Annotated in this window: 9 protein-coding genes; all 9 read left to right on the top strand. The window is 46.1% G+C overall.

The features are described 5' to 3' along the window. The first annotated feature begins 12 nt into the window (after positions 1 to 12). On the top strand, positions 13 to 882 hold the full coding sequence (locus J2736_RS15205) for an alpha/beta hydrolase (protein ID WP_310499447.1): 870 nt from the start codon (positions 13 to 15) through the stop codon (positions 880 to 882). Positions 883 to 1,105: 223 nt separating this feature from the next. Then, positions 1,106 to 2,833: an FAD-dependent oxidoreductase gene (locus J2736_RS15200; RefSeq protein WP_310499446.1), complete on the top strand. Its 1,728-nt coding sequence runs from the start codon at positions 1,106 to 1,108 to the stop codon at positions 2,831 to 2,833. Between the two features lie 22 nt (positions 2,834 to 2,855). Next, positions 2,856 to 4,412, top strand: coding sequence for an MGH1-like glycoside hydrolase domain-containing protein (locus J2736_RS15195; RefSeq protein ID WP_310499445.1), 1,557 nt, complete (start codon positions 2,856 to 2,858; stop codon positions 4,410 to 4,412). Between the two features lie 220 nt (positions 4,413 to 4,632). Beyond that, positions 4,633 to 5,493 carry an ABC transporter permease gene (locus J2736_RS15190; RefSeq protein ID WP_310499567.1) on the top strand — a complete coding sequence of 287 codons (861 nt, stop codon included), beginning with the start codon at positions 4,633 to 4,635 and terminating at the stop codon, positions 5,491 to 5,493. Further along, the gene (locus tag J2736_RS15185; RefSeq protein ID WP_310499444.1) at positions 5,487 to 6,347 is read left to right on the top strand and encodes a carbohydrate ABC transporter permease; all 861 of its coding nucleotides are present in this window, start codon (positions 5,487 to 5,489) and stop codon (positions 6,345 to 6,347) included. Before J2736_RS15190 ends, J2736_RS15185 begins: the two co-directional genes overlap by 7 nt. Before the next feature lie 90 nt (positions 6,348 to 6,437). Further along, positions 6,438 to 7,988, top strand: a complete 1,551-nt coding sequence (locus tag J2736_RS15180; protein ID WP_310499443.1) for an extracellular solute-binding protein — start codon at positions 6,438 to 6,440, stop codon at positions 7,986 to 7,988. Positions 7,989 to 8,075: 87 nt separating this feature from the next. Further along, positions 8,076 to 9,092: an SGNH/GDSL hydrolase family protein gene (locus J2736_RS15175; RefSeq protein ID WP_310499442.1), complete on the top strand. Its 1,017-nt coding sequence runs from the start codon at positions 8,076 to 8,078 to the stop codon at positions 9,090 to 9,092. Between the two features lie 29 nt (positions 9,093 to 9,121). Continuing rightward, complete coding sequence (locus J2736_RS15170; RefSeq protein WP_310499441.1) at positions 9,122 to 10,903, top strand: sensor histidine kinase; 1,782 nt, start codon at positions 9,122 to 9,124, stop codon at positions 10,901 to 10,903. Positions 10,904 to 10,926: 23 nt separating this feature from the next. Then, positions 10,927 to 12,366, top strand: coding sequence for a response regulator (locus J2736_RS15165; protein WP_310499440.1), 1,440 nt, complete (start codon positions 10,927 to 10,929; stop codon positions 12,364 to 12,366). The last annotated feature ends 49 nt before the right edge of the window (positions 12,367 to 12,415 follow it).

The raw sequence follows: 12,415 nt of genomic DNA, 5'->3' as shown, positions 1-12,415 counted from the left end.
TGAGCTGCCATCATGGATGCGGTCTTTCCATATGAAACGCTTGTATATAAAGAAGCGGATGGACGTCGGCTTCGGTTGTTCATGTGCCATCCGGAAGACCGATATGCGGCTGATGCAAGGCCGGCCGTTGTCTGGATTCACGGAGGGGGCTGGCAGGGCGGCCATCCGGAAATGCTGCTCCGTCACTGTCGTCTCTTCGCGGAGCGTGGAGCGGTGACGTTCAGCATTGAATACCGGCTCATGCCGCGCGATGGGCATGAGGCTGAGCCGGGGCAGGCACGGAGTGTCGAGACGTGCATCGAAGATTGCCGCTCGGCCATGCGTTACATACGCATCCACGCGGCCGAACTCGGCATTGATCCCCAGCGCATCGCGGTCGTTGGCGACTCCGCTGGCGGCCATCTGGCGGTATGCCTCGCCACGATTGACAGGTATGATGCTCCTGGTGAAGACGCGTCGATATCGGCAATGGCGAACGCCGTCGTCAACTGCAACGGCATCATCGATTGCACAGGCCGCTGGAAAAAGGTAGTGCCCATTGTGGAAACAGGGCAGTCCGAAAGCGATCAGGTGCATGCCTGGCTGATGCGGCATGAACATGCGAAGGCTTTGTCGCCGCTGCATCAAGTGCGAGAGGGCCAGCCACCGATGCTGATCATGCATGGTTTATTAGATGCTACAGTCGTGCCCGAGGACGCGGTTCGCTTCTACGAAGCATACACTGCGGTGGGCAACGAGGCTGAGCTTATTCTGTATCCGCATCTGGCACACGCATTCGTTCTGTTCGATTACAAAACGGAAGAGCTGGAAGTGCTGAAAGTTATCGAACGCATTGATCAATTTTTAACCTACCACGATTATTTGCCAATGCTGGCTCAGTAAGCGAGTGTAGGAAGGAAGATTTGTCAGAAGTACTTCAAAACCTATTTGTCACCCAACAACTACGCGACGATTCCAAGTAACGGAAGTTGGCTGGAGGTTCGGCTGTCTAACGAGAAGTAAATAAATTTGTTACTGATGATCAATAAATCTATTCCTTATTTGAAGCACGGTTGTAAGTGATAATGGAGTTACGACTTGCGCGATTAAAGGAGAATAGATTCGTATGAGAAATAGAAGTCATCACACAGATTTGTGTATTATCGGCGGAGGTATGACAGGCATGTGTGCGGCCATAGCGGCAGCAAGACATGGTGTGAAGGTAGTTTTGATGCAAGATAGACCTGTTCTGGGTGGAAATGCCTCTTCAGAGATCAGGATGAATATAGGCGGTGCCCATGGTAAGAACAATCGTGAATCAGGTCTGCTGGAAGAAATTGAACTGGAAAACCTCTACCGAAATAACACCCCAAACTTTTCGATATGGGATAGTGTGCTTTATGAAAAAGTACGCTTCGAAGAAAATATTACCTTATTGCTAAATTGCAGCTGTCTGGGGGCTGAAATGGAAGGTACTACCATAAAATCGGTTAAGGGCTGGCAATTAACAACCGAAACTTGGCATAACATAGAAGCTAATTACTTTGCAGACTGTTCGGGAGACGGTATTCTAGCACCACTAACCGGCGCGGAATACCGTATCGGCAGAGAGGCGGCAAATGAATTTAATGAATCCATCGAACCCGACATCGCAGATGAAAAAACGATGGGATTAAGCTGCCTCTTTCAAATCCGTGAAACAGATAAGCCGCAGCCTTTTATCCCGCCTACATGGGCGCATACATTTACAAGTGATGACGATCTTCCGCATCGACCACACGATAAACGAACAAACTTCTGGTGGATTGAGCTGGGAGGCGATCGCGATTCCATTCATGATACGGAAGAAATACGGGATGAGCTTTTGAAAGTCGTGTTTGGCGTCTGGGATCATATGAAGAATCAGGGCGATCATGGTGTAGAGAACTGGGTGATTGATTGGATCGGGTTCTTGCCTGGTAAAAGGGAGAGCCGCCGTTATATCGGGGATCATATTCTAACGCAAAATGACATCGAAGCAGAAGGAAAGTTTGATGATCTGGTCGCCTATGGCGGCTGGAGCATGGATGATCACTTCCCTGAAGGTTTTTATTACAAAGGCGGGCATCCTACGATTTACCATCGTGCTCCTTCACCGTATGGCATTCCTTATCGAAGCCTGTATTCGAGAAATATCGATAACTTATTCTTCGCAGGCAGAAATCTTAGCGCAACCCATGCGGCACTCAGCTCGACCCGCGTTATGGGGACCTGCTCCATGCTAGGGCAAGCAATTGGCACGGCTGCTGCGATAGCGGTAAAGGAAAATCTGACTCCACGGGGCATTTATCAAACGAGAATCCCACAACTGCAGCAAATGCTGATGGACGATGACAGCTATCTTCCTTGGCACCAGAGAACGTTATCTCCGCTAACGCTAAAGGCCATTTTACAAGCCTCCAACGGAGAAGCCGAAGCCCTAAGAAACGGCTATGACAGATCGATTGGCGACGAGGATAACGGATGGACAGGACGTGTGGGGGACTGGATTACCTACAGTTTTGATCACCCTCAGCACATAGGGGAATTGCGGTTTGTTTTTGACAGTAATTTGAACCGGATCATCAGAAATATGCCTAACAGCTACCCGCTAAATAATAATAAATGGCATGTACCTTCAACCATGTTAAAGGATTTTAAAGTGGAGTTTCAGGATAGCAACGGCGATTGGACGGAACTTCTGACGGTGACCAATAACTATCAAAGGCTTCGGAAACTAAACGTCGATATTCATACAAAAGCTCTACGCCTTACTCCTATACGTACATGGGGATCTGACCACGTACACATTTTTTCATGGGATATTAACGAGTGAAAGAAAGGAGTGAGGGGTTCGTATGAGTAAAAACATGAAAATTGATGCAACAACGTTGCCTGAAACACAAGTTAGTTACACCACTGATAATGCTACGCTTCAAAGACTATATGACCTATGCGAGGAAATGGCCAAGAAAAATATTCAAATCTTTTTAGATAAAAAAGTACTGGTTGAGGGGTCTTATTATCCGAACGTGTGGTTGGAAACGCAGCCGATGGGCGGCGAAATGTATGCGAAGCGCAATATGGAGGTAGCTCTTAATAACCAACTGATCTTTATGGAAAATCAAAGGGAGGACGGCCGGATACCGGGGATGGTTTCTGTTGTTGAAGGGAAATTGCACGCGGACTTTGCTTGGTTCCAGGGGTACTGTTTTCCATTACCAGCGTTGAAAATGTATTACTGGATGAAGAAGGATAGGGGGTATCTTCAACAACTATATGATGTACTAGAGGGATTTGATAGCTACCTCTGGAAATACCGGGATTCCGATGGGGATGGATGTCTGGAAACCTGGTGTGTTTGGGACACGGGTGAAGATCACTGCACACGCTTGGCGGGTGCTCCAGATAGTTGGGATGGAGAAACGCCTCCATCTGGCCTAGGACAAGTTCCCTACGCCTCGATGGATGTCATGAGCTATTCCTGTAGCGGTAGGGATGTGCTTGCTCTCATTTCTCAAGAGTTAGGGAACGGAAAAGAGGCTTATTGGCAGGAAAAAGCGAACGAAGTACGTGAAAAAATAAACGCCTATTTATGGCGTCCAGACAAGCATGCTTGTTATGACAGGGATTGTCATAACGAATTCATGGATGTTCTGACGCATAATAATTTGCGAGTCATGTATTTCGGAGGGTTTTCGCAGGAGATGGCTGATGAATTTATTGCCTTCCATATGCTGAATCCTGATGAATTCTGGACAACGATGCCGTTGCCCTCCATTGCCGCCAATGATCCGCTTTTCCGGAATATTGCGAGTAATGATTGGAGCGGTCAACCGCAAGGTCTTACCTATCAAAGAGCGATTCAGGCGCTGGAGAACTATGGACATTATGCGGAAATTACGTTGTTAGGCAAAATTTATTTGAGCGTGCTGGAAAAGCATTTATTTTTCCCACAGCAAATTGACCCCTTCACAGCGGAACCAAGCAAGGCAAAAGACGGGTACGGGCCTGCCATTCTTTCGGTACTGGAATACCATTCTCGGCTATATGGCGTAAGCATCTCGATGGACCACGTGTATTGGGGCGGCCTTCAGGACGGGGAATTTGAACGGACATATACCCAGCAATGGGGGCAGGACATATTTACACTTGAGAGTAAAGACGGCTTTTTCAGCGGATATATCAATGGCAAAAAAGTGTTCCAGGCTACCCATGGCATACGAATTGTCACCGATCTGCACGGGAATATCAAAGAAATCATCGGGATTGATACGGTATCGACAGCGGTTTATCTGGAAGTTGAGAATCAAGTCTACTCGTTCACGATTAAGCCTAATGAAGTTTGTGTCATACAAAACGATGGCGTAATAAGCAAGCAGCAAGTACCTTTTGACTACCCATTTGCCCAATAAAAGGATTCCCGTATAGACCTCTGCCAGTACATCTGGCGGGGGTCTTTTGCATGGAGTTAGCCGTTTACGATTCCTCAAAAGTAAGTAAATTTGTTACTGATGATGAGTAATTCTATTCCTTATTTGATGAAGAGCTGCATGTGATAATGAAGGTACAACAAAGAGTTGATGGAGGTCATGCCAATTGGCAGCATTGTGGAAGAATAGAGTGCTTTACATTATGCTCATACCGCTGATAGCCTGGTACGTCATTTTCAAGTATATCCCGATGTACGGTGCGATTATCGCGTTTAAGGACTACAACATTTTGTCGGGGATCGGAGGTTCCGATTGGGCACATCCCTGGTATAAATACTTTAACATGTTCTATAGTTCACCGTATTTCTCTCGGTTGTTTGGCAACACGCTCTTGATCAGCTGCTACAAGTTAATCTTCGGTATGGTGCCGTCGATCCTTCTTGCAATATTGCTGAATGAGAGTCGAAGTCTTCTGCTAAAAAGATGGATTCAAACCTTGAGCTACATGCCGCATTTTCTGTCGTGGGTTATCGTGTATGGAATCGCTGTGGCTTTCTTTTCCGAGACAAATGGATTAGTCAACCGCTGGATCAGCGACTTAGGGTACAATGCCATTTCGTTCCTTGGGGAACCCGAGTGGTTTCGTTCCGTACTGATTGGGACTGATATTTGGAAGGACCTCGGCTGGGGCGCCATCATCTACATCGCTGCTATTGCAGGCATAGATCCATCGCTTTATGAAGCGGCCATGATGGATGGGGCTGGTCGTCTTAGAAGAATCTGGAGTATTACATTACCGGGTATATCGAATGTCATCATGCTGCTTTTGATTTTAAAATTGGGATACATCTTGGATGCAGGGTTCGATCAAGTATTCATCTTCTATAACATCCGGGTCTACGCCGTTGGCGATATTATTGATACGTGGGTCTATCGCACGGGGCTTGAACAGTTGAACTTCAGTTTGGCATCTGCAGTAGGACTATTTAAATCGGTTATTGGTTTGGTGCTTGTCCTATCCGCCAATAAGATTGCAAGAAGATGGGGTGGCGGCATATGGTAATCAATCGCGGGGAGCGGGCAGCAGGAGCAGTTATTAATGTGATCCTGTGTATCGTAGGAATTGTAAGTCTTTTCCCACTTCTGTTTGTGGTATCGATGTCGCTCACGCCTTACGGCGAAGTAATTAAAAACGGGGGATTCCTTATTTTTCCAAAATCGATCACGTTTGAAGCTTACAAATATCTCTTTCAAACCAAAGAGGTGCCGCAAGCGATGTTGGTCTCCTTATTCACTGCCACAGTAGGGACTGCGATCAACTTATTGATCACGATGCTTGGCGCATATCCGCTTAGTCGGAAATCGCTTCGAGGACGTACCTTCATTTTACTTATAATCGTATTTACGATGCTGTTCAGTGGCGGCTTAATTCCAACATATTTGCTGGTAAAATCCCTAGGCATGTTAAATTCCATCTGGGCATTGGTCATTCCAAGCGCAGTTGCCACCTATAACCTGTTGATTATGAAAACGTTTTTTGAAGGGCTTCCTGAGGAGCTGTTTGAGTCAGCTAGAATCGATGGAGCGGGGGATTTGGGCATTTTGTTCCGGATCGTCGTTCCGTTGTCGGTGCCTTCACTGATGACCATTGGTTTGTTCTATGCCGTGTCGAATTGGAACAGCTTTTTCCCGGCCGTTCTATACATTACAGACGCGAACTTAAATCCTCTGCAAATTGTGGTGCGTAAACTGCTGCTCTTGAGCAATTCCGTAGACAACGCAACGGAGAACATCGTGCCTACGCCGACCTTGCAGATGGCTTCTGTGATAACCGCTAGTTTGCCGATTTTGGTAGTGTATCCGTTTATTCAGAAATATTTTACAAAAGGCGTCTTAATCGGGGCTATTAAGGGATAAATCGCCAGCGTCGTGTATAGCAAGATCTCGGATTAGGATAGACGAGACATTGCCTTCACATATAAAATAAACATGAAAGAAGGGGTAAATATGAAAAAGAAATCTGTAACCGCTATTTTACTTGCAATGAGTGTACTTGCTGCTTGTTCGAGCAACAAAACATCTTCAACACCTGCAACAACGGGGGAGGCGTCAGCGAAACCAGCAGCATCGGCCAAGCCAGCTGCAGCTCCTGTGAAGCTTGAAATTATGCAAGAAGGCTCTGTCACATCTGCGGATGGACCTGGTTTTCCCAAGGACGATTTTGTGAAAAACGAACTGAATAAAAAGCTAAATACCGATTTGACAATGACAATGGAAGCCAATGATTTTGTAACTAAACTTAACACTCGGATAGCGGGAGGAAATCCGCCTGATCTTATGCTGATTACGAAAGATCTCGTTCAGAAACTCAGTCAAAGCGGTGTGCTGCTTGACATGGCACCTTATCTCGACAAGTTGGGTGATTACAAGAAATTTGTAACCGCAGACCAATTGCCGAAAGGTGTTGTCGGTGGCAAGCAGATTGCATTGCCTAAAGCGCCTGGCATTACCATATTTACCTATTGGATTCGGAAAGATTGGCTTGATAAGCTGCAATTGAAAGCACCGACAACGGTTGATGAATTATTCAATGTAGCGAAAGCGTTTACCGAAAATGATCCGGATGGCAATGGCAAGAAGGATACGCTCGGTATTACAGGAACGGGCATGGATACGTTCGCACCAGTGTTTGGAGCCTATGGAGTCACCAATAGTTCCTCGTCGCTAACGCCGAGTATTCTATTGAACGGCAAACTGACGAACGCGCTTTATGATCCGGCCATGAAAGACGCTTTAACATCCGTCAAAAAGTTTGTTGATGCTGGCGTTGTCGATCCAGAGTTCCTAAGCAACAAAGGGAATACATCCAAGGATAAGGCGTATCAAGGAAAAGTTGGCATTATTTATGATGGCTGGAGCGGTATCGTTCGAGATGAGCAGGTGAAAATATGGAAGCAAGCTAATCCGAACGCAGATTGGGTTCAACTGTCTGCGCTAAAAGGGCCGAACGGTCTGCAATTTGCAGGTACTAAGGATGTTGGTGCATCGGGCGCTATGATTGCTCTGCCCAAATCGCTCGAGAAACAACCGGAAAAGTTAAATAAAATCATTGAGCTGCTCAATTATGTGTCAACAACAGAAGGTAATAACCTAGTGGATTACGGGGTTAAAGATGTACACTTTAAAGTAGAAGGCGATAAAATCAGTATTACAGATCAAGGTAAGAAGGAAAATGGGTATACATTTGTTTACCAATTCACAGGTCGCCCGGAACTTCCGTATTTGAAAACAAAATTCCCTGGGCAAGCTGCCTTTATCGATCTTGAAGCTAATTTGCCACGTTTGCCTGTCGTGGATAAGATGATTGACTTGCCAGCTGGCTTTAATAAAGCCGATGCGGACACCTTCATTCAAGAAGAAATGACGAAATTCGTTTATGGCAAAACGCCAATCGCGGATTACAGTAAATTCCTTGCTACATTAGAAGGGACGTACAATTATAAGCTGTATACCGACGCGGTGACGAAGCAAGCTGCGGCGCTCGGATTAACGAAATAAATGGAGGAGCCCCCATCGCACGTGGAGTGGTGGGGGACTTTTTCACCGGGTGTGCGTCAATAGCAAAATACAGGAGATGATACTATCATGAAGCAATATCCTTGCACACAGGAACCCATCAAGATCTACGGATTACAACATCGATTATTACCTCACCGTTTTTGGCGGCTTCCCGAGGAAATACTTGCGATAGCGTCAGAGGGTGTAGCGAAGAGAGCAAAGTCACCTGTAGGTGGACGTATCCGGTTTCGCACCGATTCCTCGAAGATCACGATAAACATGAAGTTAAAAAACAATAACGTTGACTGGGCAATTCCTTTATCCGGTTCCGCAGGTGCCGATGTGTATATTGGTATGAAGATGAACATTCGTTATGCTGGTTTAATTGCGCCTAAGAGTTACGAAGTGGAGACGGCTACCCTTACTTTTGAGAAAAATAAAGAAGTAGAAGATATCACCATCCATTTGCCTAGAAATGTTGAACTGGAAGATGTGCAAATTGAACTTGAAGATGATGCCAGGCTGGAAGCACCAACGCCGTATACCTTCGAAATTCCCATGGTATTCTACGGATCTTCCATTACCGAGGGAGGTTGTGCTACCCGGCCGGCTAATGCCTACACGGCACTGCTGTCCAGATGGCTGGACGCGGACTATATAAATCTTGGCTTTTCAGGCTCCGCCAAAGGGGAACCCGAACTCGCAGCTTACATTGCGGGACTAGAAATGAGCGTATTTATTATGGATTACGATCATAATGCGCCGACAGTGGATCATCTTGAACGCACGCATGAGCCTTTTTTCAAGGAAATTCGCAAAGCACAACCCGAACTTCCAATCCTCTTTCTTACTAAGCCTGACTTCGATTTGAAGCCAGAGGAGGCGGCACAGAGAAGAGCAATTATTCAAAGAACGTATGGCAATGCAAAAGCGGCAGGCGATGAATTCGTCCATTTTATTGACGGAGAACGCTTCTTCGGAGAAACAAATCGCGAGTCTTGCACGATTGAGGGATGTCATCCCAATGATCTCGGATTCATGCGGATGGCTGAAGTCATTTACCCTGATCTAGGTGACATGCTAAGATATCCAAAAAAGATCTAGTCATACGCTGGATCTAGAGGGGGGACAGCATGTTTCAACGAATTCGGAGGCTATGGCCAGCCAAATTGCAGAATCGGATTTTCCTTACCTTTCTCTTAGTTATTTTCATTCCGTTCTCTATTCTGCAAATTCACAATTACAACCAAATTGAAACCATTATTGGGGAAAAAATCAGTGAGCAGAACGTCATTCAACTAGGCCAAATGAAATCTCAACTGGACGAGTTACGTCTAACCGCATTGAACTCGGTTTTGCAAATTGAGCGTAACAGCAGTATTCCAGGGTTGATTGCTGTGGCGAATCGCTCGCCGGGAGCCGAACAGACCCGTATCGTCGAGGAAAAGCTCGACGCGCTGAAAAGTACATTTTTACCCAATAGTGTCTATATTCAATATACGTTGGGCGACGAGCAAGGAAGAGCGTATACCTCACTTCCTCTGGCAGAAAATAACGAAGGACCGCAGCATATTCGGATGGCTGGTGAGTTGTCCGCCAAGCTCCCGTTAGGTGGTTCTTTGATTAAGTGGGAGTTCGAACAAGTGCTTAGCGGAACACTGAATGAGACCAAGAGAAAGAACGTTCTCTCCTTATATTCGCTTTCACAAGTGTCCGGCGGTGCTTGGTTGCGGGTGCATGCTAGTGTCGATATCGATCAATGGTTATTAAATTCAGCAAGCGGCATACAGGTCAAGCAAAACTACTATATGGTCGATCAACAAGGCAAGGTCATTTCTCAAACCAATACGGCATTCGCCATAGATCCGGTCTTGAAGCTCGGCATCTTGAATCAAGGGAAAATGAAACCTAATGAGTATACCATCGATAAGTCGGGACAATTCGTTTATAACGCTACGTACGTCCCTTCTATTTCTTCATATTTGGTCAGTCAGTTTCCGCTTGATTTTTTCTTTGGAGACATCCAAGCACTCAAGCGCCAAGTATTTCTTACTTATCTGTTAATTATCGCTTTTTTCATAGGCATCTCTTTCTTGACACTATCGACATTGACCCGTCCGCTTCGACTTCTGGAAACCCGGATGAAGGAGGCTGCGGAGAAAAGGATGAATATCAAACAGCCCGAGCATCCTCATAGGGGCGAGATTTTGTCTTTTGTCCGCGCTTTTAATGGGATGGTCGATGATGTTACAGGTTTAATTGGCCAGCTCAAATTAGAAGAGAGACAGAAAGAAGCGATTCGGTTTCAAATGCTTTTAACCCAGATGAATCCGCACTTCTTGCTCAACACGATCAATACGATCAAATGGACGGCAAGCAATGCCGGTAACGAAACGACGGTGGAAATGTGCAAAGCGCTTGCCAAGCTGCTGGAAAGCAGTCTAAACACGGACAGAGATCTGGTTTTTCTACAGGATGAGCTGCAGTTATTGCAGTCTTATGTGTATATACAATCGTTTCGGTATGATCACCGCTTCGAGGTGCAGTATGATGTTCAGCCAGATTTAAATTATGCGTTAGTTCCTAAACTCAGCTTACAACCGCTTGTCGAGAATGCCATTCAACATGGGCTTGTCTATCGCAAGCAAGGCGGGATTATTAAGGTGACTGTTGCTAGCAAGGAGCGCTTTCTACTCCTAGATGTTCAGGATAATGGCGTAGGCATGCAAAATCATAGGACGGATATGCCTCGCGCGCGTAAGGGAATTGGTATAAGCAATCTCAAGGAGCGTTTATCACTGCTCTACAAGGATGAGGGCAAGCTTGAGTTAATTCCTCAAGAGGAAGGGACGCATGTGCGCATCTTCATACCTTTATTGCTATCGAATCCGTATCAGCCTGAACATATCGAATAACGGTGATGAAGGGAGAGTCTAGCATGTGGAATTTATTGCTTCTGGAAGATGAACCCTTCGTGCGTCGCTCCATTCGTCAAGCCATTGATTGGGAGTCACTGGGTTTTAGAGTCGTGGCTGAGGCGGAGGATGGCAGTGAAGCCTGGGCGTACATGCAGACACATCCAGTGGATGTGGTCTTGTCTGACATCATGATGCCCGTCATGAATGGCATTGAGCTGCTTCGATTGGCGAAGGAGAAAGGTCACGAGGTGGAGTTTATTATGCTTACCTGCGTGAACGAGTTTGAATATGCGAGGTTGGCGCTCCAGTACGGCGCTGCGGGATATTTGCTCAAAGCTTCTATGGATACAGAAGAGCTGCAAGTTATTTTACAAAAGACCAAGCAAAGCTTAATCAAAAAGCGCGAGGAACGCACCAAAGCGCCTATGTTTAACTTATATCTGAAAGCTTGGAGATCCATACATGGCAAAGAGGAATTAGAGTCAAACGAGGTTGAGGTAGGGGGCCCTCCGCTTCCCGCCTATGTTCGCCTATTTGTTGGTTTGGCAACGGATGCAGACTTAGGAAAAGACCAGATTATCGGTCGATTCAATTTGGACTGTCAGGACAAATTACTAGTGCACCGTTTTGTCGATGGGGGGATTGCGACGGTATTTGTTTGGTCGGATGAGCCGGATATTCCTTTACATCCATCAACTACGGAGCCCATCTCATCTGAATGGCTAACCTCCGCTGCATGGAAAGAAGGATGGGTATCGGCGCTTCAGCAGATCGGCCTAACTTGGTACGGTTTAAATCCCTCGCTTCATAAGGTTGGCGAATTGTCAATTGAGAGTTTTTCCTGGAAACAAGAGCGTTACATTCTTCAGTTATTTGAAGCTATGCAATGGGTGGAGTGTGAAAAAGCGTTAGAACTCGCATGGCATGATTTCAAGGATCAACAAACAGCAGCTGCTATTGTGAAGGAAACCGCCGATCGGTTGGATCGGTCGTTAGCTCGGTTATCCAACCAAGCGCCTGCTGGAAAAGCTGTTTGGGCCGAAGCGGCAAGTCATCAGCAAGCCTTAGATCTTTTGTTAGCGCGTATCCGCTTATATTCCGATCACCGCATGAAGCCGACCATTTCGGAGCATCCAGAGATCACCAAAATTATTGAATACGTGAATAACAATTATGACAAGGAACTTACGCTCAAAGGCATGGCGAAATACGTCAACATGGGCGAGCAGTATTTAAGCGGATTGTTTAAAAAGAAGACCGGCGAGCAATTCATCCAATATGTGCAGCGTATACGCATTGAAAGGGCTTGTTTTTACTTGGCTACGACTGAAATGCGCGTTGCGGACATCTGCGAGCAAACAGGTTTCGTTCACCTGAATTATTTCCTGAAACAGTTCAAAAAACGAACAGGCGTAACGCCATCGGAATTCCGTGAAAGTAGTAAGACGGATCCGAAGTAAATGCAGGATCATAATGAACAGTTATGAGTTGTTCAAGGCTCAAAGCTTG

Origin of the sequence: Paenibacillus qinlingensis, from assembly GCF_031455095.1 — a bacterium.
Taxonomy (GTDB): Bacteria; Bacillota; Bacilli; order Paenibacillales; family NBRC-103111; genus Paenibacillus_E; species Paenibacillus_E qinlingensis_A.
The sequence above is the reverse complement of the archived record's forward strand: the minus strand, read 5'-3'. Positions and strand labels throughout refer to the sequence as shown.

Bases quoted from the DNA above. Each gene is read 5' to 3' on its own strand.
- J2736_RS15205 (WP_310499447.1), top strand. From the start codon at position 13: ATGGATGCGGTCTTTCCATATGAAACGCTTGTATATAAAGAAGCGGAT.
- J2736_RS15200 (WP_310499446.1), top strand. From the start codon at position 1,106: ATGAGAAATAGAAGTCATCACACAGATTTGTGTATTATCGGCGGAGGT.
- J2736_RS15195 (WP_310499445.1), top strand. From the start codon at position 2,856: ATGAGTAAAAACATGAAAATTGATGCAACAACGTTGCCTGAAACACAA.
- J2736_RS15190 (WP_310499567.1), top strand. From the start codon at position 4,633: ATGCTCATACCGCTGATAGCCTGGTACGTCATTTTCAAGTATATCCCG.
- J2736_RS15185 (WP_310499444.1), top strand. From the start codon at position 5,487: ATGGTAATCAATCGCGGGGAGCGGGCAGCAGGAGCAGTTATTAATGTG.
- J2736_RS15180 (WP_310499443.1), top strand. From the start codon at position 6,438: ATGAAAAAGAAATCTGTAACCGCTATTTTACTTGCAATGAGTGTACTT.
- J2736_RS15175 (WP_310499442.1), top strand. From the start codon at position 8,076: ATGAAGCAATATCCTTGCACACAGGAACCCATCAAGATCTACGGATTA.
- J2736_RS15170 (WP_310499441.1), top strand. From the start codon at position 9,122: ATGTTTCAACGAATTCGGAGGCTATGGCCAGCCAAATTGCAGAATCGG.
- J2736_RS15165 (WP_310499440.1), top strand. From the start codon at position 10,927: ATGTGGAATTTATTGCTTCTGGAAGATGAACCCTTCGTGCGTCGCTCC.